This window comes from Piscinibacter sp. PDB5-1 (assembly GCF_056676035.1).
This window is the reverse complement of record NZ_JBWVZL010000003.1, coordinates 41933-65509: the sequence shown is the minus strand read 5'-3', so window position 1 is coordinate 65509 and position 23577 is coordinate 41933. Positions and strand designations below refer to the sequence as shown.

At 69.4% G+C, this 23577-nt stretch carries 24 protein-coding genes; 7 read left to right on the top strand and 17 right to left on the bottom strand.

Annotated features, from left to right (window positions below; all coding sequences use genetic code 11):
- From AC1KAT_RS13195 to AC1KAT_RS13185, 3 genes are read right to left on the bottom strand one after another with little or no spacing between them, the layout of a single operon-like run.
- Positions 1 to 957, bottom strand: a complete 957-nt coding sequence (locus AC1KAT_RS13195; RefSeq protein WP_480326643.1) for a cation diffusion facilitator family transporter — start codon at positions 955 to 957, stop codon at positions 1 to 3.
- 10 nt (positions 958 to 967) lie between these two features.
- Positions 968 to 1453 carry a hypothetical protein gene (locus AC1KAT_RS13190; protein ID WP_480326641.1) on the bottom strand — a complete coding sequence of 162 codons (486 nt, stop codon included), beginning with the start codon at positions 1451 to 1453 and terminating at the stop codon, positions 968 to 970.
- 17 nt (positions 1454 to 1470) lie between these two features.
- Entirely contained in the window at positions 1471 to 3390 is a 1920-nt protein-coding gene (locus tag AC1KAT_RS13185) for a B12-binding domain-containing radical SAM protein (protein WP_480326639.1), read from the bottom strand.
- 94 nt (positions 3391 to 3484) lie between these two features.
- On the opposite strand from AC1KAT_RS13185, the gene AC1KAT_RS13180 reads away from it, so the two are divergent.
- The 4 genes from AC1KAT_RS13180 to AC1KAT_RS13165 all read left to right on the top strand — a co-directional run bounded on the left by AC1KAT_RS13180 (position 3485) and on the right by AC1KAT_RS13165 (position 6999).
- On the top strand, positions 3485 to 4753 hold the full coding sequence (locus AC1KAT_RS13180; RefSeq protein WP_480326637.1) for a DEAD/DEAH box helicase: 1269 nt from the start codon (positions 3485 to 3487) through the stop codon (positions 4751 to 4753).
- A 4-nt stretch (positions 4754 to 4757) separates the two neighbouring features.
- Positions 4758 to 5222, top strand: a complete 465-nt coding sequence (locus tag AC1KAT_RS13175; RefSeq protein WP_480326635.1) for a hypothetical protein — start codon at positions 4758 to 4760, stop codon at positions 5220 to 5222.
- Positions 5223 to 5318: 96 nt separating this feature from the next.
- A complete protein-coding gene (locus tag AC1KAT_RS13170) occupies positions 5319 to 6134 on the top strand; it encodes a DUF2189 domain-containing protein (protein ID WP_480326633.1) in 816 nt (271 codons plus the stop codon).
- Between the two features lie 235 nt (positions 6135 to 6369).
- The gene (locus tag AC1KAT_RS13165; RefSeq protein WP_480326631.1) at positions 6370 to 6999 is read left to right on the top strand and encodes an esterase/lipase family protein; all 630 of its coding nucleotides are present in this window, start codon (positions 6370 to 6372) and stop codon (positions 6997 to 6999) included.
- Positions 7000 to 7081: 82 nt separating this feature from the next.
- Here the strand turns inward: AC1KAT_RS13165 and AC1KAT_RS13160 are convergent, their stop codons facing one another.
- The 13 genes from AC1KAT_RS13160 to AC1KAT_RS13100 all read right to left on the bottom strand — a co-directional run bounded on the left by AC1KAT_RS13160 (position 7082) and on the right by AC1KAT_RS13100 (position 18110).
- Positions 7082 to 7834, bottom strand: a complete 753-nt coding sequence (locus tag AC1KAT_RS13160; protein ID WP_480326629.1) for a helix-turn-helix transcriptional regulator — start codon at positions 7832 to 7834, stop codon at positions 7082 to 7084.
- A gap of 346 nt (positions 7835 to 8180) precedes the next feature.
- Positions 8181 to 8417, bottom strand: coding sequence for a hypothetical protein (locus tag AC1KAT_RS13155; RefSeq protein ID WP_480326627.1), 237 nt, complete (start codon positions 8415 to 8417; stop codon positions 8181 to 8183).
- A gap of 38 nt (positions 8418 to 8455) precedes the next feature.
- Positions 8456 to 8788 carry a FixH family protein gene (locus AC1KAT_RS13150; protein ID WP_480326625.1) on the bottom strand — a complete coding sequence of 111 codons (333 nt, stop codon included), beginning with the start codon at positions 8786 to 8788 and terminating at the stop codon, positions 8456 to 8458.
- Between the two features lie 22 nt (positions 8789 to 8810).
- The gene (ccoG, locus tag AC1KAT_RS13145) at positions 8811 to 10274 is read right to left on the bottom strand and encodes a cytochrome c oxidase accessory protein CcoG (protein ID WP_480326623.1); all 1464 of its coding nucleotides are present in this window, start codon (positions 10272 to 10274) and stop codon (positions 8811 to 8813) included.
- A gap of 31 nt (positions 10275 to 10305) precedes the next feature.
- Entirely contained in the window at positions 10306 to 11292 is a 987-nt protein-coding gene (gene ccoP / locus AC1KAT_RS13140; RefSeq protein ID WP_480326621.1) for a cytochrome-c oxidase, cbb3-type subunit III, read from the bottom strand.
- Between the two features lie 10 nt (positions 11293 to 11302).
- A complete protein-coding gene (locus AC1KAT_RS13135; RefSeq protein WP_480326619.1) occupies positions 11303 to 11458 on the bottom strand; it encodes a cbb3-type cytochrome oxidase subunit 3 in 156 nt (51 codons plus the stop codon).
- Positions 11459 to 11471: 13 nt separating this feature from the next.
- Positions 11472 to 12101 (bottom strand): cytochrome-c oxidase, cbb3-type subunit II, encoded by a 630-nt coding sequence (gene ccoO / locus AC1KAT_RS13130; RefSeq protein ID WP_480326617.1) that lies wholly within the window; start codon positions 12099 to 12101, stop codon positions 11472 to 11474.
- Positions 12102 to 12141: 40 nt separating this feature from the next.
- Positions 12142 to 13584 carry a cytochrome-c oxidase, cbb3-type subunit I gene (ccoN, locus tag AC1KAT_RS13125; RefSeq protein ID WP_480327750.1) on the bottom strand — a complete coding sequence of 481 codons (1443 nt, stop codon included), beginning with the start codon at positions 13582 to 13584 and terminating at the stop codon, positions 12142 to 12144.
- A gap of 76 nt (positions 13585 to 13660) precedes the next feature.
- On the bottom strand, positions 13661 to 13831 hold the full coding sequence (gene ccoS / locus AC1KAT_RS13120) for a cbb3-type cytochrome oxidase assembly protein CcoS (protein ID WP_480326615.1): 171 nt from the start codon (positions 13829 to 13831) through the stop codon (positions 13661 to 13663).
- A gap of 89 nt (positions 13832 to 13920) precedes the next feature.
- Positions 13921 to 16176: a heavy metal translocating P-type ATPase gene (locus tag AC1KAT_RS13115; RefSeq protein WP_480326613.1), complete on the bottom strand. Its 2256-nt coding sequence runs from the start codon at positions 16174 to 16176 to the stop codon at positions 13921 to 13923.
- Between the two features lie 16 nt (positions 16177 to 16192).
- Positions 16193 to 16981: a Crp/Fnr family transcriptional regulator gene (locus AC1KAT_RS13110; protein WP_480326611.1), complete on the bottom strand. Its 789-nt coding sequence runs from the start codon at positions 16979 to 16981 to the stop codon at positions 16193 to 16195.
- A 16-nt stretch (positions 16982 to 16997) separates the two neighbouring features.
- Positions 16998 to 17420, bottom strand: coding sequence for a universal stress protein (locus tag AC1KAT_RS13105; RefSeq protein WP_480326609.1), 423 nt, complete (start codon positions 17418 to 17420; stop codon positions 16998 to 17000).
- Positions 17421 to 17528: 108 nt separating this feature from the next.
- Complete coding sequence (locus AC1KAT_RS13100; protein WP_480326607.1) at positions 17529 to 18110, bottom strand: NAD(P)H-dependent oxidoreductase; 582 nt, start codon at positions 18108 to 18110, stop codon at positions 17529 to 17531.
- A 231-nt stretch (positions 18111 to 18341) separates the two neighbouring features.
- Here AC1KAT_RS13100 and AC1KAT_RS13095 point away from each other — a divergent pair, with 231 nt between their 5' ends.
- Positions 18342 to 18926 carry a CHASE3 domain-containing protein gene (locus AC1KAT_RS13095; protein ID WP_480326605.1) on the top strand — a complete coding sequence of 195 codons (585 nt, stop codon included), beginning with the start codon at positions 18342 to 18344 and terminating at the stop codon, positions 18924 to 18926.
- Positions 18927 to 19277: 351 nt separating this feature from the next.
- Complete coding sequence (locus tag AC1KAT_RS13090) at positions 19278 to 20624, top strand: NAD(P)-binding domain-containing protein (protein ID WP_480326603.1); 1347 nt, start codon at positions 19278 to 19280, stop codon at positions 20622 to 20624.
- Between the two features lie 8 nt (positions 20625 to 20632).
- On the opposite strand, the gene AC1KAT_RS13085 is transcribed toward AC1KAT_RS13090, so the two are convergent.
- On the bottom strand, positions 20633 to 22351 hold the full coding sequence (locus tag AC1KAT_RS13085) for an ABC transporter permease (RefSeq protein WP_480326601.1): 1719 nt from the start codon (positions 22349 to 22351) through the stop codon (positions 20633 to 20635).
- Positions 22352 to 22422: 71 nt separating this feature from the next.
- Between AC1KAT_RS13085 and AC1KAT_RS13080 the strand changes: the two genes are divergently transcribed.
- Positions 22423 to 23559: an ABC transporter ATP-binding protein gene (locus AC1KAT_RS13080; RefSeq protein WP_480326599.1), complete on the top strand. Its 1137-nt coding sequence runs from the start codon at positions 22423 to 22425 to the stop codon at positions 23557 to 23559.
- Positions 23560 to 23577: the final 18 nt, after the last annotated feature.

Below are 23577 nucleotides of genomic sequence, written 5' to 3'. Positions count from 1 at the left end.
TCAGTCTCTCAGCGCGACCGGCGCCTCGTGGTCGGCGTCGGGCCGGCGCCACGGGTCCACATGCGTCATGAGGTTGAGCACGCGGTGGCGCTGCATCACGCGGCGGCGGGCTTCCACGGCAATGTCGTGACCGGCCTCGACACTGAGCGCGGCATCGACCGCGAGGTGCGCATCGACCAGCAGCATGTCGCCCATCTTGCGCGTGCGCACGTCGTGCACGTTGCGCACCCCGGGGGTTTCGACCAGGGTCTGGCGGATGGCCTGCACCTCGTCGTCGTCGGCCGAGCGGTCCATCAGGTCGTCGAGCGCCGCCCAGCCGAACTGCCAGCCCATGCGCAGCACCATCGCGCCGACGATGAAGGCCGCGATCGGGTCGAGGATGGGGTAGCCCAGCAGGTTGCCGCCGATGCCCAGCGCCACCACCAGCGACGAGGCCGCGTCTGAACGCGAGTGCCAGGCGTTGGCCATCAGCATGCTCGACTTGACGCGCCGGGCGACGCGCATCAGGTAGCGGTACAGGCCTTCTTTCGACACCAGGGCCAAGAGCGCCACCCACAGCGCGGCCGGGTGCACGGCCGACACCGAGGCCGGCGCCACGAGCTTGTCGTAGGCCGACATCAGCATGCCCGCACCCACGCCGAGCAGCAGCAGGCCCAGCACCAGCGAGGCGGCCGTCTCGAAGCGCTGGTGGCCGTAGGGGTGCTCGGCGTCGGCGTCCTTGCGGCCGTGGTGGCTGGCGAAGAGCACCACGAAGTCCGAGGCCAGGTCCGACAGCGAATGAATGCCGTCGGCCACCAGCGCCTGCGACTTCGCCATCACGCCGACGACGATCTGCACCACGGTGAGCACCACGTTGACCGCGACGCTGACCCAGGTGCTGCGCGACGCGGCCCGCGCCCGCGCGTCGAGGCTCAGCGCTTCGTCTTCGGGGTCGTCGAGCGGAACGGGGGTACGCATGGGCCCGGACTCACACCTTGCCGAAGCCGCCTTCGACCCACGCGGCGGCGCGGTCGGCACTCAGCTTGAAATCGGCCCTCACGCGCTGCTGGGCCACGCGCTCGCCGAAGGCGTCGTGCGCCGCCAGCACGGCATGCGGGTCGTCGTCGTCGGGCACGATGTCGAGCGTGACGCGAAAGCGTGCCTCACCGGCATCGACCTGCAGCTCTTTGTGCAGCCGCGCATGCAACTGCTGCTCGTGGCGCCGGATCACCTCGGCCGCCGTCTTCACCAGCGTGTTGAACGCGGCCGTGTCGAGCGGCTTGGGGTTCTTCTTGTCGCGGCCCATGGTCCAGGGGCCGACCAGCGCCGGCTCGGCCTGGCCGTCGAGCAGCATCTCGACCGCCCAGCCATCGTCTTCTTCGTTCTTGACGACGCGGGCCGTCCAGCCGTTGTCGCGCCAGAGGCGGTCTTGCTTGATGGTGTCGTCGTCGGCGAGGGGTGTGGTGTCGGTCATGGCATGTGAAAGGGTGATCAGCCGGCCGTGGCGAGCGCCCGCGCGATGCGGTGGCGCGGCACGGTGGTCTTGGGCACGCGAGCGTTGAACCACGCGCGCACGTCTTCGTCGAGGCCGATGCCGTGCATGTAGTTGTAGATGGCCTTCTTCAACGCCACGCCCAGCGCGTCGTGATCGACGCCGGTCGGGTCGATGAAAGCCACGTCGTTCTTGGCGAAGGGCGAAGGCGGCAGCGGCACGAGCCGGATGCCGTACTCGTCGGGGTTCTGGCCGACCGGCGAGTGCACGGTGCAGGCGAACCGGTGAAAGAAGCCCGATTGAATGCAGCCGGCCTCGAAGAGCTGGCGCACGTGTTCGAGCGCGTCCACGGTGTCTTGCACCGTCTGGGTCGGAAAGCCGTACATCAGGTACGCATGCACGAGGATGCCGGCGTCGGCGAAGGCCTTGGTCACGCGCGCCACCTGCTCGACCGACACGCCCTTCTTCATTAGCTTGAGCAAGCGGTCTGACGCGACTTCTAGCCCGCCCGAGATGGCGATGCAGCCGCTGTCGGCCATTTGCTGGCAAAGCTCGGGGGTGAAGCTCTTCTCGAAGCGCACGTTGCCCCACCACGAGATCGAGGTCTGCCGGCGCTGCAGCTCGGCCGACAGCGCCTTCAGCGACTTCGGGGGCGCCGCTTCATCGACGAAGTGGAAGCCGGTCTGCCCGGTCTCGCGCACGATGGCCTCGATGCGATCGACCAGGGTCTCGGCGCTCGCCGCGTCGTAGCGCGAGATGTAGTCGAGGCTGACGTCGCAGAAGCTGCACTTCTTCCAGTAGCAGCCGTGGGCCACGGTGAGCTTGTTCCAGCGCCCGTCGGACCACAGCCGGTGCATGGGGTTGAGCATGTCCAGCAGCGAGAGGTACTTGTCCAGCGGCAGGCCGTCCCAGGTGGGCGTGCCCACGTCGCTGAAGGGCACGTCGGCCTCGCCGATGTCGATGTAGCGCACGGCGCCGTCATCACTGCGGACAAAGCTGCGCGACAGCCGCTGCTGCGAGCGCTTGCCGCGAAAGTGTTCGATCAGGCTCAGCACCGGGCGCTCGCCCGAGTCGAGCGTCACCGCGTCGAAGTGGTCGAAGACGCGCGGCTCGGCCAGCTCGCGCAGCTCGGTGTTGACGAAGCCGCCGCCGAGCACGGTCTTGATGTGCGGGTGCTGCGCCTTGATGGCCTGCGCGATGCGAAAGGCGCCGTACACCGCGCCCGGAAAGGGCACCGACACCAGCACCACGTCGGGCCGGTGGCGTTCGATGGCGGCCAGCGTCAGGCGCTGCAGCGTGCGGTCCACCAGGTTGAGCGGCGCGGCCAGTGCGTCGGCCAGCGGGTCGAAGCTCGGCTGGCTCATCGCCAGCGACTCGGCGTAGCGCACGAACTCGAAGCGCGGGTCCACCACCTCGCGCACGATGTCGGCCAGGTCGTTCAGGTACAGCGTGGCCAGATGCCGGGCGCGGTCTTGCAGGCCCAGCGCGCCGAAGGCCCAGGCCAGCGGGTCGCCGCCCTCGGGCTCGTCCGGGTCCACGTACACGTCGAGCGATGCGAAGCGCGGGCCCTCGGGCAGAAAGAAGCGGGTGTTGATGCGGTGCGCCAGCGTCGAGTCGCGGCCCTGCAAGAAGGCGATGGTCGGCGGCAGTGTGGCGGCGTAGCGGTCGAACAGCTCGTCGAAGGCGCGCGCGGCGACGCTGCGCTTGGCGGGCGGCGTCTCAAGGACCAGCGCCCGCACCTCGCGCAGCCCGGCGGGCGACAGCAGTTCGAGCACCAGCGCGAGGGCCAGGTCTTCCTGCACCGCGTGCAGCCCGCGCGAGCGCAGAAAGCCGGTGAGGTAGGCGGTCGAGGGGTACGGCGTGTTGAGCTGCGTCATCGGCGGGATGACGGACAGCACGCAGGCAGAGGTGTCAGGCATGGGCACAGGGGTGCGAATGCGCGATTTTGCCCGGCGCGTCCGGGGACGACCGATAAACTTCGCGCCCCACCTGCCCTGCCCCTGCGGCGCGCCCATGCCCTTCGAGTCCCTCGGCCTTTCGCCCGCGCTGGCCCGCGCCGCCCTCGACCGGGGTTATGTCGCGCCCACGCCGATCCAGTCGGCCGCCATTCCACCGGCGCTCGCGGGGCACGACGTGGTCGGCCACGCGCAGACCGGCTCGGGCAAGACCGCCGCCTTCGCCCTGCCGCTGCTGCAGCACCTGCAGCAGACCGGCAGCGCGCGGGCGCTGACCGCCTCGCGCAACCTGCCCCGGCGCACGCGTGGCCTGGTGCTGGTGCCCACGCGCGAGCTGGCTGCGCAGGTGGGCGAGGCCATCACCGCGCTGGCGCGGCCGCTGAACCCGCCGGTGAAGGTGGCCACGGTGTTCGGCGGGGTCTCGATCAACCCGCAGATGATGGCCTTGCGCGGCGGCGCCGACGTGGTGGTGGCCACCCCGGGCCGCCTGCTCGACCTGGTCGAGCACAACGCGCTGCGGCTCGACACGCTCGCCACCCTGGTGCTCGACGAAGCCGACCGCCTGCTCGACGCCGGCTTCGCCGACGAGCTGACCCGCGTGATGGCGCTGCTGCCCACGCGCCGGCAGAGCCTGCTGTTTTCGGCCACTTTCTCGCCCGCGGTCGATGCGCTGGTGCAGGCGCTGCTGCACGCGCCGGTGCGGGTCGAGGGGCCGTCGGTGACCGGCGCCGGCGCACAGCCCGACATCGAACAGCACGTGGTCGAGGTCGATGCCGGTCGGCGCACCCAGTTGCTGCACCACCTGATGCAAACCGGCCGCTGGACGCAGGTGCTCGTCTTCGTGGCCACGCAATACGCCACCGAGCACGTCGCCGGCAAGCTGGCCAAGCTGGGCGTCGCGGCCGAGGCCTTTCATGGCGACCAGAGCCAGGGCAAGCGCACGCAGGTGCTGAACGACTTCAAGCACGGCCGCCTGCGCGTGCTGGTGGCCACCGACATGGCCGCGCGCGGCCTGCACATCGACGGCCTGGCGGTGGTCGTGAATTACGACCTGCCGCGCTCGGCCGACGACTACCGGCACCGCATCGGCCGCACCGGCCGCGCGGGGCAGCCGGGCCTCGCGGTCAGCTTCGTCAGCGCGGCGACCGAGGCGCACTTCCGGCTGATCGAAAAGCGCCAGGGCCAGCGCGTGCCGCGCGAGCGCGTCGAAGGCTTCGAGCCGGTCGAGCAAGCGCCCCCCGGCGCGGCCACCGGCGGCGTCAAGGGCCACCGCAAGAGCAAGAAAGACAAGCTGCGCGAGGCCGCAGCCAGAGGCGAAGGGGCTTGAGCGCATGAACGCACCGCGACAGTCCGCGCGCTACACCGAAGCCTGCCTCCACCCGAACCAGCGCGACGACGGCGTGGACCCGTCGCAGCCGGGCTTCCTGAGCCCCGACGAGTTGGCGGCCTTGAAAGAGTCGGGCCACTTCGACCCCGAGTTCCACAACGAAGACGGGTCGATGAAGGGCTTCTCGCCCGCCGAGCAGGCGGCGCGGCGCGACGAGGTGCTGGCCCTGCTGCACCGGCTGCACCCGGCGCTGCAAGACATCGTCGATGCCGAGCTGCAACGCGGCAACTTCGTTCACGACGCCTCGGCCGACTACCCCGAGCCGGGCTCGGTCTGCGTCACGATGAGCGAACGCTTCACCGACCAGTACGCCAACGCCGAGCGGCGCTTCGTGCTGCTGCAAGACCCGCACTACTGGTGGGCCGAATACAGCACGGTCGCCCAACCGCAGCACCTGCTCATCTGCTGAAGCGCAGCCACCGGCTCGGTGAATGCCCTGATCGGCCCGCGCGCTTTGCGCCAGGTCAAACAAGTTCGACATGCGCCTGGTGAGGATCACGCCGCCATGGACACATCGCCCGACAGCCCCGCGGAAACCCCGCCCACGCCGGCCCCGACCGCCTTCGACATTCCGCTCTACCGGGTGCGGCTGCGCGACATTCCGCGCTGGCTGTCGCTGGGCCTGCGCGACTTCGCCCGCGCGCCGGGCATCGGCCTGTTCTACGGCGCGTGCTTCGTCGGCATGGGCTGGGCGCTCTTGTGGATGTACCGCGCCGCGCCGGCCTACGTGCTGGCGTTGTCGGCCGGCTTTCTGCTGATGGGGCCCTTCGTCTGCATGGGGCTGTACCACGTGAGCCGGCAGCTCGAACGCGGCGAGCAACCCGACTTCGGCGACTCGCTGATGGCCTGGGACACGCGCACCGGCACGCTCGCCATCTTCGGCTTCGCGCTGCTGGTGATCGAGATGCTGTGGGGCCGTGTGGCGCTGGTGATCTTTGCGGTCAGCTTCGAGGGCATGCCCGACTTTCACGGCTCGCTGCTCAAGCTGATCGACCCCGAGAACCTGGGCTTCATCGTCACCTACGTCTCCACCGGCGCGATCTTCGCGGGGCTGATCTTTGCGATCTCGGTGGTGTCGATCCCGATGATCCTCGACCGTCAGGTCGATGCCATCACCGCCGCGCTGGTGAGCCTGCGCCTCGTGCTGCGGCAAACGCCGGTGCTCGCGTGCTGGGGCTTCACCATCGCGGTGCTGATCGGCCTGGCCATGCTGCCCGGCTTTATCGGCCTGCTGGTCGTGGCCCCGGTGATCGGGCACGCCAGCTGGCACGCCTACCGCAGCACGGTGGACGGCGGGTCGAGCCCGGCGCCGGCGGCCTGACCAGCGGCCCCGTTGAGGGCCGCCGACTTACTGGCCTGCTGTCGGGGCGTCAGTGTTTAGCGCAAGCCGCGGGCCTCGGCTTGTGCAAGAGCGCTTCGCAAAACCCGAATCGGGAAATATCCAATGTCAGAATTTTTCAGGTGACCCAAGATGTGTCTGCCGCAGGTGATTCGTGTTGGCCCCGCCAGCGTTTCCACCACAGACGGCAACACCAAACTCACTTGTGGAGACCCCTATGAAAAAGAGACTTGGCCTTCTTTCCGCCCTGGCCCTGGCCGCCACGCTGTCCAGCGGCGCCGCCGTCGCCCAGACCGAACCGATCATCTTCGTGCACGGCTATGGTGGCAGCGGCTCGAACTGGTCCACGATGGTGTCGCGCTTCCGTTCGAGCGGCTACCCGTCGAACAAGCTCTACACGTTCGACTACGCCTCGCTGGCCGTCAGCGACACCGTCTCGGGCGCGCAGCTCGCCAGCTATGCCAGCACCGTGCGTGCCCGCCACGGCGAGAACATCAGCATCGTGGCGCACTCGAATGGCGGCCTGGTGTCGCGCGCCTACCGCGTGTTCAACGGGGGCAGCTCGCAGATGCGCCGCTTCGTCACCCTCGGCACGCCGCACAGCGGCACGACCACGGCTTGGGGTTGCTTCAGCCCGGCCTGCTTCGACATGCGCGCGGGCTCGCTGTTCCTGATCCGTCTGGCGGGCCGGGGTTGCGACCGCTCGCTGTGGTCGGCCACCGACGGCATCATCCTGCCGGCGTCGAGCGCACGTTGCGGCAACAGCACCCAGGTGGCCAGCGTCGGCCACCTCTCGTTGCTGACGGACGGCAGCGTCTACAACAACGTGCGCGCCGCTTTGCGCTGATGGGTGCGTGAGGCCGGCAAACGGGTGCCTGCCGGCCCCCTTCAAAAGGCTGCCCGTGGGCAGCCTTTTTGTCGATGTCGGATCAGTCCGTTGTCCGCGTGCCGGGCAGCGCGAGGTCCAGGCATGACGGCCACGGGATCGGATCGATCGACAGTTCGTCGTTGTTGAAGGCCCTTTGCGGGGTGAAGCCGTACTGCAGCTTCCACAGCTTCGAGAAGTGCGCCAGATCGGCGAAGCCGGCGTTCGCAGCCACCTCGGTGAGGCTGATGCCGCGCTGCAAGTACACAGCCGCAGCCTGCAGCTTGAGCACTTGCTCGTACCTGCGCAAGGTGATGCCGGCCTCTTCGGTGAACAGGTGCACCAACCAGTCGCGCGACAGGTTGACCGCCTCGGCCAGTTGCTCCGTGGTCAGGCCGGGCTGCTCACGCAGCAGCTTCATGACCTCGCGCACGCGCGGGTCCATCGGCTTCATTGCGGGTGCGCGTTCCATGGCCCGATCGACCATGCGCCGGTAAAGCTCGGTGGCCTGCGAGTAGCTGGTCTCACCGGAGCCAAAGGCCGAGAGATCGGCGAAATCCGATTCGAAGTGCTCGCGGGGCCAGGCCTGCACCGAGCGAAACGCACGGGCCAGCGTTCGAAAGCAGCGGTGCGTCGGGTTGATGTCGAGACTGACGACAGTCGACGAGCCCCCCACAAAGCGCTTGTACACCCCGCTGCCCACGCTCGCAGCGCTGGCGCTGAGCATCGGCTTCTTGAGTGTCTTGATGGTGAACGGCTCGCCTTCGAGCACGATGTACAGCGTCACCGAATGGCGCTGCGTGGTCAGGTCTTGCATGTGCCCAACGTACAGATAGCCATCGCGCTGGATGTGCATGCGCCCGCACGCGGGATCGGAGCGCGGGTAGACCGCAGAACCCAAAGGCGAGGAAACCCGGATGTCCATCACTGCCATGTCACCGCAAACCCGTGTCTGCGCCCCTAGAACGTTGGATTCACGATGATTCAGATCATGCGCCTGTCGGGCTTGTACAGGAGTGTTGTGGCGCCTCGGGGAAAGTGCGTAGCCGGGCCCGTCCGAGGGGTCGCCTTGAACGCAGCCGCTGCGCGTCGGGTGCGGCGAGACGCTGCCAGCGGTGCCGGCGGCCGCGGGGCGCGGCGCGCGTTGCTCGTTGGGTGGGGCGTCAGGCCCGCGGCTTGGCGGGCGCCTCGGCCATCCACAGGCTCAGCGCGGCCGACGCGAACGCGGCCGCCCAGAACAGAAAGAACGCCAGCGTGTAGATCGCCGGGCGCGACAGGTCGAGCTGTTCGCCGTTGAAGCCGTGCAGTGCGTCCGGGTCCACGAGGGCGAAGACCAGCATTTCGAGCAGCCCGGCCACCAGGAAAGACGGCCAGGCGATGTTCAGCAGTCGTTGTTTCATGGGCCGTGCGTGCGGTGGTATGGGCGGTGATGTGTGGATCAGCGCGCAGCGCCGGCGGGGGCTTCAGCGGCCGTGGCCTGCACGGGCGTGGCCGCGTGGTTGCGCGCCTGCATGGCCGGGCGCAAGGCCGGGGCCGGCACGGCAGCCGTGTCCGACGCGGCGCGCTCGGCCATCGTCTTGTTGATTTCCAGGCCGCGGCGGTAGTAGTCGTCGGCGATCAGGGGGTCGGGCTGCGAGGCCGCGATCACGAAGGTGGCGATGCCCGCCACCACCACGACCGCCGGCCCCCCCAGCACCAGCCACATCATCGGCTCGCGCCACCACGGGCGGGTGGTGGGCACGGGGACGGCGGGAATGCGGGTGGCGATCATGACGAGTCCTTCAATGTGAGGTTCAGCGCGGCACGAGGAAGGTGGACTTCTCGTGGATGGCGCGGGCCGCGTCGTCGCCGTCGGCCAGGCGTTCGATGCGAAAGCGGATGGGGCTCGACCGGCCGGCCACCTCGGCGGCGGCTTCGGGCGGCAGTTGTACCCGCACCGCCACCCAGCGCGACTCGGCCGGGCCGATCTCGACCGGCGATGTCACGCCCGCCACCACGAGGCCCGGCAGGCCATCGACGCCGACGGCGTAGCGCTGCGTTCGCTCGGTGCTGTTCATGACCTGCAGGCGGTAGACGTTCTCGATGCGGCCTTCGTCGACGATGCGCGCGAGCGAGCCCCGGTCTCGGATCACGTCGACCTTGAACGGGCTGCGCATGGCAATGCTCGTGACGAACGCGACGGTGATGGCCAGCAAGATGGTGCTGTAGATCAGCACGCGCGGCCGCACAGCGCGCTTGAACATCTGCAGGCGACTCCAGCGGCCTTCGATGCCGTTCTGCGTCGAGTAGCGGATGAGGCCGCGCTCGTAGCCCATCTTGTCCATCACGCCGTCGCACACGTCGATGCACGCGGCGCAGCCGATGCACTCGTACTGCAGGCCGTCGCGGATGTCGATGCCGGTCGGGCACACCTGCACGCACAGGGTGCAGTCGATGCAGTCGCCCAGGCCTTTTTCTTTCGGGTTCACCTTCTTCGAGCGCGAACCCCGGGGGTCACCACGCGCCTGGTCGTAGGTGATGATCATCGTGTCGCGGTCGAACATCGCGCTCTGGAAGCGCGCGTACGGGCACATGTATTTGCACACCTGCTCGCGCATGTAGCCGGCGTTGCCATAGGTCGCAAAGCCGTAGAACAGCACCCAGAACCATTCCCAGGGCCCGAAGCCGAGCGTGAACGACTCGGCCCACAGGTGCTGGATGGGCGTGAAGTAGCCGACGAAGGTGAAACCCGTCCACAGGCCGATGCCGATCCACGCAGCCTGCTTGGCCGACTTTCGCCACAACTTGTTGAAGTTCCAGGGGCCTTCGTCGAGGCGCATGCGGGCGATGCGGTCGCCCTCGCTCTTGCGCTCGACCCACATGTAGATCTCGGTGTAGACCGTCTGCGGGCAGGCATAGCCGCACCACAAGCGCCCCGCCACGGCGGTGAAGAGAAACAGGCCGAGCGCGCTCACGACCAAGAGGCCGGTGAGGTAGATGAAGTCCTGCGGGTACAGGACCAGATCGAAGATGTAGAAGCGCCGTGCCGACAGGTCGAACAGCACCGCCTGGCGGCCGTTCCAGGGTAGCCACGGCAGGCCGTAGAACACCAGTTGCGTGAGCCACACCAGCGCCCAGCGCCAGCCGGCGAACCAGCCGCTGACCGAGCGCGCGTAGATCTTCTTCTGGCGCTCGAACAGCGAGACGATCTCGGCGGTGTCTTCGTCGTCCGCCGGCAAGGGGCGAATGGGGATGACGGGGTGCTTGGGGGCGTTCACCAACAGGTCCTGGTTGACGGCGCTCGCGTCCTCACTTCGCCGGGCTTTCGCCCGCGGCCACTGCGCTGGCCGATGTCGGGCTGACTGCGGCCGCCGGCACGGGCACCGCGGCTTGCGTGGCCGGGCTCTGCGACAGGCCCCAGACGTAAGCGGCGAGCACGCGGATCTGCGAAGGCGTCAGCTTGTCGGCGTGGGCCGGCATCTGGTTGTTCTTGCCCTTGTTCACCATCTCGGCGATGGCCTTCTCGCCCCAGCCGTGCAGCCAGACCTTGTCGGTCAGGTTGGGCGCGCCGAGTGCGGTGTTGCCCTGCCCCTTGTTGCCGTGGCAGGCCGCGCAGGCAGCGAACTTCTCGCGGCCCAGGTGCGCCTGGATCGAGTTGCTGGGGCTGCCCGACAGGCTCAGCACGTACTGCGCGACATTGCGCACGTTCTCGCCGCCGCCAATGGCTTCGGCCATGGGCGGCATCACGCCGTTGCGGCCCTTGGCGATGGTCTCGATGATCTGCTCGGGCGCGCCGCCCCAGAGCCAGTCGTTGTCGGTCAGGTTCGGGAAGCCCTTGCTGCCGCGGGCGTCGGACCCATGGCATTGCGCGCAGTTGTTGATGTACAGGCGCTCACCGACGCCGTGCGCGGCCGGGTCGGCGGCCAGTTGCGGCACGCTCAGCGCGTCGAAACGCGCATACAGCGGGGCCAGGTCTTTCTTGGCCTTGGCCACTTCGGCCTCGTAGGCGCCGGCCTGGCTCCAACCGTTCGTGCCCTGGTAGGTGCCCAGGCCCGGGTACAGCACGAGGTAGATGCCCGAGAAGACGATGGTCAGCACGAACAGGCCCATCCACCACATGGGCAGCGGGTTGTTCAGCTCGCGCAGGTCCTCGTCCCAGACGTGGCCCGTGGTGTTGTCGTTCGACATGACCTTGCGCTTGCTGGCCACGATGAGCAGCAGCAGGCACGCGACGATGCTGACGATGGTGGCAACGGCGATGTAGGTGGACCAGCCACTGTTGACGAAATCGCTCATGGCGTGTCTCTCACTCCGAATCGAAAGGAAGGCCGGCTGCGTCTTCGAAGCGCGCCCGGTTCTTGCGGGACCAGGCCCAGGCCCAGATGCCCACGAAGATGCCCAGCGACACGACGGTCACGATGGCGCGAAGGGTGTTCACGTCCAGCAGGGGGTCGAGGTTCATGGCGCTTCGCTCCTTACTTCACGGCCGTGCCGAGCACCTGCAGGTAGGCGATCAGCGCGTCCATTTCGGTCTTGCTCTTCACGGCCTCGGCCGCCTTGGCGATCTCGTCGTCGGTGTAGGGCACGCCCACCACGCGCAGCGCCTTCATGCGCGGCGCCGGGTCGGCCGGGTTGACGGCGGTCTTCTCCAGCCACGGGTAGGCCGGCATGTTCGACTCGGGCACCACGTCGCGCGGGTTGTTCAGGTGCAGGCGGTGCCACTCGTCGCTGTAGCGCCCACCCACGCGGTGCAGGTCGGGGCCGGTGCGCTTGCTGCCCCACTGGAAGGGGTGGTCATAGACAAACTCGCCCGCCACCGAGTAGTGGCCGTAGCGCATGGTCTCGGCGCGGAAGGGCCGGATCATCTGCGAATGGCAGTTGTAGCAACCCTCGCGGATGTAGATGTCGCGGCCGACGAGTTGCAGGGGGGTGTAGGGCTTGAGGCCGGTCACCGCTTCGGTGGTGCTCTTCTGGAAGAAGAGCGGCACGATCTCGACCAGCCCGCCGATGGAAACCACCAGCACGATCAGCACGATCATCAAGAAGCTGTTGGTTTCGATCTTCTCGTGCGAGAAAGTGTCGATCTTTTGGTCATGCGCAGCCATGGGACTTCCTTATTGCGTCGTTTGTTGAAGTCGGGGTCGTTCAGGCGGCGGCCAGCTGGGCGGGCGCGGTGGCCGTGCGCGGGCCGCGAGCGGTCATCCAGGTGTTCCAGGCCATGATGAACATGCCGGCCAGGTACAGCACGCCGCCCAGCACGCGCACCACGTAGTACGGGTAGGTGGCCTTCACGCTCTCGACGAAGCTGTAGGTCAGCGTGCCGTCGGCATTGATCGCACGCCACATCATTCCCTGCATCACGCCGGCGATCCACATCGCGGCGATGTACAGCACGATGCCGATGGTGGCGACCCAGAAGTGCAGCTCGATGGCCTTGACGCTGAACATCTGCTTCTGCCCGAACATGCGCGGGATCAGGTAGTACAGGGAGCCCATCGAGATCAGGCCGACCCAGCCGAGCGCGCCCGAATGCACGTGGCCGATGGTCCAGTCGGTGTAGTGCGAGAGTGCATTCACCGTCTTGATCGACATCATCGGACCCTCGAAGGTGGACATGCCGTAGAACGACAGCGCCACGATCAGGAACTTCAGGATCGGGTCTTCACGCAGTTTGTGCCACGCACCCGACAGGGTCATGATCCCGTTGATCATGCCGCCCCAGCTGGGCGCCAGCAGGATCAGCGAGAACAGCATGCCCACCGATTGCGCCCAGTCAGGCAGCGCGGTGAAGTGCAAGTGGTGCGGGCCCGCCCACATGTACGTGAAGATCAGCGCCCAGAAGTGCACGATGCTCAAGCGGTAGCTGTACACCGGCCGCTCGGCCTGCTTCGGGATGAAGTAATACATCATCCCCAGGAAGCCCGCGGTCAGGAAGAAGCCCACCGCGTTGTGGCCGTACCACCACTGCACCATCGCGTCTTGCACGCCGGCATAGGCGCTGTAGCTCTTCATGAAGCTCACCGGGATGGCCGCGCTGTTGACCAGGTGCAGCAAGGCCACGGCCAGGATGAATCCACCGAAGAACCAGTTCGCCACGTAGATGTGGCGCACCTTGCGCATGGCGATGGTGCCGAAGAAAACGATCGCGTAAGACACCCAGACCAGCGTGATCAGCACGTCGATGGGCCACTCGAGTTCGGCGTATTCCTTGCCGCTCGTGAAGCCCAGCGGCAGCGAGACGGCCGCCGCGACGATCACCGCCTGCCAGCCCCAGAAAGTGAAGGCGGCGAGCCAGGGCGCGAAGATCTTGACCTGGCAGGTGCGCTGCACCACGTAGTAGCTGGTCGCAAAGAGCGCGCAGCCACCGAAGGCGAAGATCACCGCGTTGGTGTGCAGCGGGCGCAGCCGGCCATAGCTCAGCCACGGGATGCCGAAGTTCAGCTCAGGCCACGCCAGCTGCGCGGCGATGAACACGCCGACGGTCATGCCGACGATGCCCCAGACCACCGACATGATGGTGAACTGGCGCACGGCGGTGTCGTCGTATTTCACCGCTGGTGCAGCGGTTTGGGGGGTTGTCGCACTCATGGCACTCATGGGAAAGGGCTCCTTGACTCTTCGCTCGAATTGTTTCGGGCCGAGGGGTTTTTGCTCTTGATGGCGATCAAGCTTTGGGCTGTGCGGGAGCGGGCGGCGTGCCCTCGTCCCACAAGATGCGTTCGCCCTCGCGCTCGACGTTGTCGAACTGGCCGCGGTACAGCGCCCACGCGAACAGCGCGAGGATGGCCATCACGGCCACGACGGACAGCGGAACGAGAAGAAAGAGGATGTCCATGGCGGATGCGCTCCGTGGGTCGGGTCAATCGAGAGGCGCTTGCTGGCAGCGTTCGCATGAAGGCCCGCAGGGCTGGCGCGCGGCGGCGCTCAGGCCCATCGGCGCAGGCGCTGCGCGTTCATCACCACCAGCAGCGAGCTGAGCGCCATGCCGAGGCCTGCGAGCCATGGCGGCATGTAGCCCAGCAGCGCGAGCGGCACGCTCACCGCGTTGTAGATGGCGGCCCAGGCCAGGTTTTCGCGGATCACCCGCAGCACCTTGATCGACAGGCGCCGAGCGCGCACCAGGTCGCCCAGGCGGCCGCTCATCAGCGTGAAGTCGGCCTGCGCGCGGGCCAGCGGTGCGCCCTGCCCCATGGCCACGGACACGTCGGCGCGCGCCAGCACCGGGCCGTCGTTGACTCCGTCGCCGACCATCACCACGCGGCGGCCCGAGGCCTGCAAGTCGCCCACCACGCGCAGCTTGTCTTCCGGCGACACGCCGGCATGCACTTCGGCGAGGCCCACGCTGTGGGCCACGCGCTCGGCCGAGGCCCACTGGTCGCCCGACAACAGCATCGCGCGGGCGCCGCCGGCGCGCAGCCTGCGCACCGCGTCGCGGGCGTCGTCGCGCAGGCGCTCTTCGAATTCGAAATGGGCGACCGGCCGGCCATCCACCGACAGGCAGGCCGAGGCGCGCGCGCTCGGCACCGCGGGCAGGTGCGGGTGGGCGAAGCGCCACGAGCCGAGCCGCCAGAAACGGCCATCTGCGCTGCGGCCTTCGACGCCCTGCCCCGACAACTCGCGCACGTCGCGCAGCACGACCGGCGATTGCGGCGCGGCTTCGACCAGCGCGCGCGACACCGGGTGCAGCGAGGCTGCGGCCAGCGCGCTGGCGTGCATCAAGGCCTGGCCATCGGTCCAGCCCGGCTCGGTGCTCACCTCGGCGAGCACCAACCGGTCTTCGGTCAGCGTGCCGGTCTTGTCGAACACAAAGAGGTCGGCATGCGCCAGCGCTTCGAGCGCCGACAACCGCTGCACCAGCACGCCCGACCGCGCCAGCGTGCCGGCGGCGGTCAGCAAGGCCGAGGGCGTGGCCAGCGACAGCGCACACGGGCAGGTGACGATCAGCACCGACACCGCCACCCACACGCTGCGCGAGGGGTCGATGAAGGCCCAGGCCACCGCCGCACCCAGCGCCAGCAGCAGCACGACCCACAAAAAGGGTCCGGCGATGCGGTCGGCCTGGCGCACGGCCTCGGGCCGGTCGGTGGCGGCACGCTCCATCAGCGCCACGATCTGCGCGTAGCGGGTGTCCTGGCCCGCGCGCACGACGCGCAGCACCACCGGCGCCCCGAGGTTGAAGCTGCCGGCCATCACCGCCTGGCCCACGGCGCGCGACAGCGGGCGCGACTCGCCGGTGAGCAGGGCTTCGTCCACCTGCGTCATGCCTTCGTCGAGCACGCCGTCGGCCGGCATGGCTTGGCCGGGCCGCACGCGCACGCGGTCGCCCGGCGCGAGGCGCGCGACGTGCACCGGTTCGCTGCCGCCATCGGCCGTGAGGCGTTCAACGGTTTCGGGCAGGCGCAGCATCAGCTCGTCGAGCGCTCCCAGCGTGGCGTTGCGTGCGCGCATTTCGAGGTAGCGCCCGCCCAGCAGGAAGAAGACGAACATCGTCAGCGAGTCGAAGTAGGCCTCGTGGCCGAAGATGCCACCGGGGCTGAAGGCCGCGCCGGTGCTGGCCACGAAGGTGACGACGATGCCCAGCGACACCGGCACGTCCATGCCGATGCGGCGTGCGCGCAGGTCGGCCCAGGCGCCGCGCAAGAAAGGCCCGGCCGAAAACACCAGCACCGGGATGCTCAGCAGCCAGCTCGCCCATTGCAGCAGGCGGGCGATGTCGGCGCTCATGTCGCCGGGTGTCGCGTAGTACGCGGGCACCGCGTACATCATCACTTGCATCATGCAAAAGCCAGCAACGAACAGGCGCCACAGCATCAGGCGCTGCTCGCGCTGGCGCGTCGCCTCGGCATGCAGCGAGGTGGCCGGGTAGGCGCGGTAGCCCGCTCGCTCGACCGCTTCGGCGAGCTTCGAGGCTTGCGTGCGTGACGGGTCCCAGCGCACGCGGGCGCGGCGGGTGCCAGGGTTCACGTCGGCCGACAGCACGCCGGGCACGCGTTCGAGGGCCTGTTCGATGTTGACCGAGCAGGCGGCGCAGTACATGCCGTCGATGGCGAACACCGACTCGGCGCTGCGCGCGCCCTCGGGCGTTTGCGACCAGCGCGTGAAGCGTTGCAGCTCTTCGGCGTCGTCCCACGCGGGGAGCGCGGCGGGCACGGCACCGGCCGTGAGGGCCAGGGTGTTCATGGGGCCTTCATGGCCGTCAACGGCCCTGTTCTGCCAGTTCGCGCAACGCGTTCAGATCGGTCAGTTCGATCACGTAGCCCTGCACCCTCGCCGCGCCGCGCACGGCCAGTTGCTTGAGCACGCGCGACAGCGTCTCGGGTGTGGCGCCCAACTGCGAGGCGATGGCGCGCTTGCGCTGACGCATCACCACGCGGGTGGCACAGCTCGCGCCCTCGGGCGCGGCTTCGGCGTTTTGCAGCAGCCAGGCGGCCAGGCGAGATTCGGTGCTCTGGCGCATCAGGCTCAGCTCGGCGGCCAGCATGTGGCGCACGCGGCCGACCATGGTCGACGCCAGGCCGAGCAGCAGCACCGGGTGACGCATGCCACAGCGCACCACCTCGCGGTGCGGGAACGACAGCACCAGCGAATCGCGTTCGGCGACCGCGTCTTCGAGGTAGCACGCGTCGGCACCGACCAGCGCGCTGGCGTTGTCGATCCACTGACCTGAGGCCACCTCACGCGTTTGCTGGCGGATGCGGCCGCCTTCGGCCAGGCCCATGGCGACGTGGCCGGTCAAGAGCAGCCAGTGATGCTCGGCGGGGTGCACGCGCGAGATGAACTGCACCCCGCGCGGCACCACCACCGGCTGGGCCAGCGCAAGCAAGGCGCGCACGGCCACCGGCGGCGGCAATGCCGGCGCGAACGACGCCTGCACCGCCGGCAACCAGGCCTCGCGCTCGCGCTCTTCGCGCGTCACGGGGGTCGGGGCCGGGCCCGAAGAGGTGGTGTCACCCCCCACCGCGGCGGACAGTTCTTGGTCGTGCATCGCAGCGCCTGTGAGTTCAGCGGATCAAGAGCACCGGGGTCTTGCACGTCGCGATCACGCGCGTGGCCACCGAGCCCATCACCACGTTCAGCAAGGACCCGTGGCCGTGCGAGCCCAGCACCAGCAGGTCGTGGCCGCCCGACTGGGCGTGCTGCGCGATCACGTCGGGGGCGTAGCCCGAGGCCGACACGAACTTCGCGTTCCAGCCTTGCTGCGCGACGAAGGCTTTCACCGGGTCGAACACTCGGTTGGCTTCGTCCTGGTGGTACTGGTCGAGCATGACCTTGTCGAGGTACTCGGCCGCATACGGCGGAATGCTCGGCACCACGGTCAGCACGGTGAACTCGTGCTTGGCACCCAGCAACTCGTCGTGAGCGGCCAGGTAGGCCAGCATGCGCTTGGTGTACGCGCTGCCATCGACGGCAAGAAGAATCTTCATGGCGTGCCTTTCATGTGCGGACCAGCCCCCGGTCGGGGCGACGGGGTCGATCTTCCAGGGAGAGGTGCTCGACCACCTTGATCTTGGTCAACTGGCGCAGGCGGCGGCTCAGGCGCCCCGACGACCCAGCGCGGCCAGCTTGTCCAGCCACTGCCGGCGCGCCGCCTCGTCGAGCCCTTCGACCATGCCCACCAGCGTTTCGTGGATCGGCGCGATGCCGACGAAGCCGAGGATGTTTCGCTCCAGCGCCTTCAGGCTGTGCGCACGGAAGTACCAGCGGTACACCAGTGCCGGCATGCCCATCGTGACCACCACCCGGGCCGAGCGGCCGGTGAGCAGCTTTTTCGGCAGGCCCTCGCCGTAGGCGAACGCGAAGCCGGGCCGCGCCACCTGTTCGAGAAAGCCCTTCATCAGTGCCGGCATGCCGCCCAGCCACAGCGGAAAGAACAACACCAGGTGGTCGGCCCAGGCGATGGCCTCCTGCGCGGGTTTCAGCTGCGGCGGCAAGGGGTCGTGCTCCCAGGCACGCTTGCTGCGCAAGAGCGGCACGTCGAGCTGGCCGACATCGACGCTGCGCACCGTGTGCCCGCCCTCGGCCGCCCCACGTGCGTAGGCCTCGGCGAGGGCATGGCAGAGATGGCGTTCGGCCACGTCGGGGTGGCCTTGCAGGATGAGCACGTTCTTCGGCATGGCGTTTCGGGCCTCTTCACACCCATGGGACTGCCCGGGATGTTCTGCCCGCGCCGCCCTGGCCCGGTTGCGCTGGCGCAAGCCCAACCGTTTGTCCACCCAAGACCCTGCGCGCCACGCCTGTAAGAGCTTTGTATTGCGACGCGCAACGCTGCACTCCACGATGCGCACCGCGCCCCGGCCTTCGAATGGCTCGCGAGCAGGTGGGCGCAAGAAGCCAACGACCCGCCCGTGCCACGCATCCGGTACACGCCCATCGCCCTCGCCCTGCTGTTCAGCGGCTTTCTGGCCCTGCTGGCAGTGGCGTGGACCAGCCACCGCCAGGTGGCCAGCACCGCAGCCGTCGAATCGGCCCGGCAACATTCGCTGCGCCTGCTGTTGATGCTCGACCGCTCGCGCACGCTGCTGGCCGAGCTGAGCGCGGGCCAGCGCGGCTTCATGCTCACCGGCGACGAGCGCTACCTCGAATCGCACCGCGCCGCGCGGCGCGAGCTGGCCGAGGTGCGTCGCGAGATGGACCATGCCTTCGCGGCCTCGCCCCGCGCCGCCTTCGGCACGCACGTGCTCGACGACCTCATCGCGCGCCGTCTGCAGCATTTCGACCAACTCTGGGAAGAACGCCAGCGCCGTGGCGCCACCGTGGCCACCGACATGGCCGCCTACGCCGAGGGCCAGGCCCTCAACAAGGCCGTGCGCGACGAGACCGAGCGCCTGCGCGCGGCCCAGTGGGCGGCACTCCAGGAGGCCGACGCCCGCGCCTTGGCGCTGCGCGTATCGGCCACCCGCCTGGCTGCGGCGGTGTCGCGGGCCTGCTGATTCCCTACCGCATCGACCTGAGCACCGGCGGCGGGTCGAGCTACGCGGGGCGTCGGCTGGTCAGCGGTGTACACACGCTGTCCTACAACCTCTACACAGACGCGGGCCGCATCCCGGCGCGGCAGACCAGCGCCCGGCCGGGCAGCTACGTCGACACGATCACCGTCACGGTCACCTATTACTGAGCGCCGCCGGGTGGTGCGCCCACCGCGCCCCGGCCCTCCATGGGGTCGGTGGAATTTATATTTCCATACTCATGGAAATATCGAATAGAGTTCAGGCACCGCACCAGCCCCAGGCTCCCTGCGGCCCTGCCCCCCACTCCGCCTCATCGATTGAAAGGACCTGACCATGCCCACGCAGCCCGCCCCATCCGCCGCAGCCCAAGCCTTGCCTGTCGCCGTGATCGGCGCCGGCCCCGTCGGCCTGGCCGCCGTCGCCCGGCTCATCGAACGCGGCATTCCGGCGCTGCTGCTCGAAGCCGGGCCGAGCGTCGGCTCGCACCTGCGCGCGCACGGCCATGTGCGGTTGTTCTCGCCCTGGCGCTTCAACGTCGATTCAGCCGTCGCCGCCCTGCTCTCGCGCCACGGCTGGCGCGCGCCCACCGCCGACGAGCTGCCGCTGTCGCGCGAGGTGGTCGAACAGGTGATGGAGCCCTTCGCCGCGCTGCCGCAGGTGGCGGCTGTGCTCAAGCTCAACACCCGCGTCACCGCCATCAGCCGCGAAGGCTTCGACAAGGTCAAGACCGCCGGCCGCGAGCACGCGCCCTTCGTGATCCGCGCGCTGCAAGACGGCCGCCCCGTGACATGGCGCGCCCGCGCGGTCATCGACGCCTCGGGCACCTGGGCCACGCCCAACCCCGTCGGCGCGAACGGCCTGCAGGCCGAGGGCGAGCGCGAGCACGCCGGGCGCATCTTCTATGGCATTCCCGATGTGCTGGGCGCACAGCGCAGCCGCTACGCCGGGCGCCGCACCCTGGTGGTCGGTGCCGGGCACTCGGCGGCGAACGCCCTGCTCGCGCTGGCCGAACTGGCCCGCACCGAGCCCGGCACGCGGCTCGACTGGTCGGTGCGCGGCACCGCGCCGGCCCGGGCCTTCGGCGGTGGCGGCGCCGACGCGCTGCCCGCACGCGGCCGCCTCGGCAGCGAGCTGCGCGCCCTGCAGGAAAGCGGCGCGCTGACGCACCACGCCGGGCTGCGCATCACGGCCATCCGCGGCCAAGACGGCGCCCTCGCCATCGAAGGGCTCGACGCCCAGGGCGAGCCCGTCACGGTGCGCGGCATCGACGAGATCGTCTGCGCCACCGGCCAGCGGCCCGACCTCTCGCTCGCGCATGAGCTGCGCCTCAAGCTCGATCCCTGGCTCGAATCGACCGAAGCGCTCGGCCCGCTGATCGACCCCAACCTGCACAGCTGCGGCACCGTGCGCCCGCACGGCCACCGCGAGCTGTCGCACCCCGAGCCCGGCTTCTACACGGTGGGCGTCAAGAGCTACGGCCGCGCGCCAACCTTCCTGATGGCGACCGGCTTCGAGCAGGCGCGCTCGGTGGTGGCGGCCATCGCCGGTGACGTCGCCGCCGCCGACCGCGTCGAACTGAATCTGCCGCAGACCGGCGTGTGCAGCCTGCGCCCCCGGGCGCGCCCGCCGCAAGTCGTGGCCGTGAAAGAGCACGATGCCGCCGCTGCGTGCTGCGCTTGAGGCGCCGCTCAGGCAGCGGACGCCGGCTCGGCCGCCGCCGCGCCGCGCCGGTCGCCCAGCAAGGTGGTGCGTGACAGCAGCAGCGCCGGCAGCAGCCCCACCAGCACGATGGCCAGCGCCGGCAGCGCGGCTTCGGCGAGGCGTTCGTCCTTGGCGAAGTGGTGGGTGACGACTGCGAGGGTGTCGAAGTTGAAGGGCCGCAGCACCAGGGTCGCAGGCAGTTCTTTCACCGTGTCCACGAACACCAGAACGGCGGCCGCCAGCACGCTGCGCGACAGCAGCGGCGCGTGCACGCGCACCAGCGTTTCACCCGGCGTAGCGCCGAGCGAGCGGGCCGAGAGGTCCATGCTCGGCGTGATGCGCGCGAGCCCGGCGTCGATGCCGTGGTACGCCACCGCGAGGTAGCGCACGAGGTAGGCATAGATCAGCGCGACCAGGCTGCCGGTGAGCAAGAGGCCGCTGCTGATGCCGAAGCTGGCGCGCAGCCAGGCGTCGAGCCCGTTGTCGAGGCGCGCCAGCGGCACCAGCACGCCGATGGCAATCACCGAGCCTGGCAGCGCGTAGCCCAGGCCGACCATGCCCCCGGCCGCACGCACCAGCGGCTTGGCCGACAGGCGCCCGGCGTAGCCCACCAGCAGCGCCAGCAGCACGGCCAGCGCCGCCGTCACGCCGCCGGCCAGCACGCTGTTGCTCAGCCACTCGGCAAACGCCGACCAGCGCGGCGTCTCGTCCAGCCCCAGGTGCAGGCGGATCAGCAACCACGCCGGCAGCACGAAGCCCGCCAGCACCGGCAGGCTGCACAGCACGATGGCCCGCAGCGCGCGCAGGCCGTGCAGCGTCTGCCGCTCGGCCTGGCCACGGCCGGCGGTCGTGGTGAAGCGGCGCGCGCCGCGCGAACGCCGCTCGACCGTCACCACCATCGCCACCACCACCAGCAGCACCGCCGCCAGCTGCGCCGCCGCCGCGCGGTCGCCCAGGTTGAACCAGGCGTTGTAGAGGCTTTGCGTGAAGGTCGGCAGGCCGAAGTAGGCCACCGCGCCGTAGTCGGACAGCGTTTCCATCAGCGCCAACATGCCGCCGGCGATCATGGCCGGGCGCGCCAGCGGCAGCGCCACACGCCAGAACACCGCGCGCGGCGCGCAGCCCAGCGCGCGGGCGGCGTCCACCAAATGCGGGCCACGCTCGATGAACGCCGGCCGCGCGAGGATGTAGACATACGGGTACAGCACCGCCGTGAACAGCGCCGCCGCACCCGGGATCGAGCGGATCTCAGGAAACCAATAACCGCGCGGCTGCAGGCCGAAGGCCTCGCGCAGCAGCGTCTGCACCGGGCCGCTGAACTGAAGAAAGTCGGTGTAGGCGTAGGCCGCCACGTAGGCCGGCATGGCCAGCGGCAGCATCAGCAACCAGGTCAAGACGCGCCGGCCCGCAAAGTCGTACTGCGTGACCAGCCAGGCCGCGCCGGTGCCGACCAGCATGGTGCCCAGCGTGACCAGCGCGCCCAGGGCCAGGCTGGTGACCACCGCTTCGCCGAGCACCGTCTCGGCCAGGTGGCGCCACACGGCCCAGGTGGCCGACGAGCCGAGGTGGCTCGCCACGCCCAGCACCGGCAGCGTCAGCAGCAGGGCGATGCCGAGCGCCGCGAGCGTCAGCGGCTGGGTCGCACCGCGCTGCGCCGGGCGGCGAAGCCGCTCACTGCGCTGGCACAAGAAAAGGGTCGGGGGCATCGGTGTAAATTGTAGGCATTCTCATTTCGCACCCGAGCCCGCCACACGCCCCGGCCCGCGGTGTTTGCTGCATGTTTGATCTGACCACGCATCACGAAGCCTCCAACGCCCTCGGCGGTGCCCCGCGAGCGCCCGCCGAAGCGCCGCCGCCGTTGCTGCAGGTCGATCGGCTCAGCGTGGCCTACGGCCGCCACGCCCCGGCGGTGCAAGACGTGTCGTTCGCGCTGCCACCCAACACCATCGCCTGCCTGCTGGGCCCCTCGGGCTGCGGCAAGACCACGGTGCTGCGCGCCATTGCCGGCTTTCTGCCGCTGGCGGGCGGCACGATCTCGGTGGCCGGCCGCGAGGTCAGCCGCCCGGGGCGCACCCAGCCGCCCGAATCCCGCGGCATCGGCGTGGTGTTTCAGGACTACGCGCTCTTCCCTCACCTCAGCCTCGCCGACAACGTGGCCTTCGGCCTGAGCAAGTGGGCCCCGGCCGAACGCCGCGCCCGCGTCACCGAAATGCTCGACCTCGTCGGCCTGTCGCGCCACGCCTCGCGCTACCCGCACGAGCTGTCGGGCGGACAGCAGCAGCGCGTGGCGCTGGCCCGCGCGCTCGCGCCCCGGCCCGCGCTGGTGCTGATGGACGAACCCTTCTCGAACCTCGACGTCGAGCTGCGCGAACGCCTCTCGGCCGAGGTGCGCGAAATCTTGAAGGCCAACGGCACCGGCGCCGTGCTCGTCACCCACGACCAGCACGAGGCCTTCGCGATGGCCGATGAGATCGGCGTCATCTACAACGGCCGCATCGACCAGTGGGACCGGCCCTACAACCTGTACCACCGGCCCGCGAGCCGCTTCACCGCCGATTTCGTCGGCGCGGGCGTGTTCGTGCGCGGCGTGCTGCGCCATGGGGCGCCGGGCCGCCGGGTCGAGTTCGCCCTCGGCGAAGCGCCCACCGACGACCACGCCGACCTGCCCGAGGGCCAGGCGCTCGACGTGCTGCTGCGCCCCGACGACGTGCTGCACGACGACGCCGCGCCCGCACGCGCCACGGTCGTGCGCAAGCTCTTTCGCGGCGCCGAGTTCCTGTACACCCTGCGGCTGGATTCGGGCGAAGACGTGCTCTCGCTCGTGCCCAGCCACCACAACCACGCGGTCGGCGAGCGCATCGGTGTGCGCCTCGAACTCGACCACGTCGTGACCTTTCCCGTGACGTCGGCTTAGCTCGGTTCACCGAGCCCC

What these genes read in the sequence shown, in the direction of transcription:
- AC1KAT_RS13195 (WP_480326643.1), bottom strand. Translation starts at nt 957, where the DNA reads ATGCGTACCCCCGTTCCGCTCGACGACCCCGAAGACGAAGCGCTGAGC.
- AC1KAT_RS13190 (WP_480326641.1), bottom strand. Translation starts at nt 1,453, where the DNA reads ATGACCGACACCACACCCCTCGCCGACGACGACACCATCAAGCAAGAC.
- AC1KAT_RS13185 (WP_480326639.1), bottom strand. Translation starts at nt 3,390, where the DNA reads ATGCCTGACACCTCTGCCTGCGTGCTGTCCGTCATCCCGCCGATGACG.
- AC1KAT_RS13180 (WP_480326637.1), top strand. Translation starts at nt 3,485, where the DNA reads ATGCCCTTCGAGTCCCTCGGCCTTTCGCCCGCGCTGGCCCGCGCCGCC.
- AC1KAT_RS13175 (WP_480326635.1), top strand. Translation starts at nt 4,758, where the DNA reads ATGAACGCACCGCGACAGTCCGCGCGCTACACCGAAGCCTGCCTCCAC.
- AC1KAT_RS13170 (WP_480326633.1), top strand. Translation starts at nt 5,319, where the DNA reads ATGGACACATCGCCCGACAGCCCCGCGGAAACCCCGCCCACGCCGGCC.
- AC1KAT_RS13165 (WP_480326631.1), top strand. Translation starts at nt 6,370, where the DNA reads ATGAAAAAGAGACTTGGCCTTCTTTCCGCCCTGGCCCTGGCCGCCACG.
- AC1KAT_RS13160 (WP_480326629.1), bottom strand. Translation starts at nt 7,834, where the DNA reads ATGCAAGACCTGACCACGCAGCGCCATTCGGTGACGCTGTACATCGTG.
- AC1KAT_RS13155 (WP_480326627.1), bottom strand. Translation starts at nt 8,417, where the DNA reads ATGAAACAACGACTGCTGAACATCGCCTGGCCGTCTTTCCTGGTGGCC.
- AC1KAT_RS13150 (WP_480326625.1), bottom strand. Translation starts at nt 8,788, where the DNA reads ATGATCGCCACCCGCATTCCCGCCGTCCCCGTGCCCACCACCCGCCCG.
- ccoP (WP_480326621.1), bottom strand. Translation starts at nt 11,292, where the DNA reads ATGAGCGATTTCGTCAACAGTGGCTGGTCCACCTACATCGCCGTTGCC.
- AC1KAT_RS13135 (WP_480326619.1), bottom strand. Translation starts at nt 11,458, where the DNA reads ATGAACCTCGACCCCCTGCTGGACGTGAACACCCTTCGCGCCATCGTG.
- ccoO (WP_480326617.1), bottom strand. Translation starts at nt 12,101, where the DNA reads ATGGCTGCGCATGACCAAAAGATCGACACTTTCTCGCACGAGAAGATC.
- ccoN (WP_480327750.1), bottom strand. Translation starts at nt 13,584, where the DNA reads ATGAGTGCGACAACCCCCCAAACCGCTGCACCAGCGGTGAAATACGAC.
- ccoS (WP_480326615.1), bottom strand. Translation starts at nt 13,831, where the DNA reads ATGGACATCCTCTTTCTTCTCGTTCCGCTGTCCGTCGTGGCCGTGATG.
- AC1KAT_RS13115 (WP_480326613.1), bottom strand. Translation starts at nt 16,176, where the DNA reads ATGAACACCCTGGCCCTCACGGCCGGTGCCGTGCCCGCCGCGCTCCCC.
- AC1KAT_RS13110 (WP_480326611.1), bottom strand. Translation starts at nt 16,981, where the DNA reads ATGCACGACCAAGAACTGTCCGCCGCGGTGGGGGGTGACACCACCTCT.
- AC1KAT_RS13105 (WP_480326609.1), bottom strand. Translation starts at nt 17,420, where the DNA reads ATGAAGATTCTTCTTGCCGTCGATGGCAGCGCGTACACCAAGCGCATG.
- AC1KAT_RS13100 (WP_480326607.1), bottom strand. Translation starts at nt 18,110, where the DNA reads ATGCCGAAGAACGTGCTCATCCTGCAAGGCCACCCCGACGTGGCCGAA.
- AC1KAT_RS13090 (WP_480326603.1), top strand. Translation starts at nt 19,278, where the DNA reads ATGCCCACGCAGCCCGCCCCATCCGCCGCAGCCCAAGCCTTGCCTGTC.
- AC1KAT_RS13085 (WP_480326601.1), bottom strand. Translation starts at nt 22,351, where the DNA reads ATGCCCCCGACCCTTTTCTTGTGCCAGCGCAGTGAGCGGCTTCGCCGC.
- AC1KAT_RS13080 (WP_480326599.1), top strand. Translation starts at nt 22,423, where the DNA reads ATGTTTGATCTGACCACGCATCACGAAGCCTCCAACGCCCTCGGCGGT.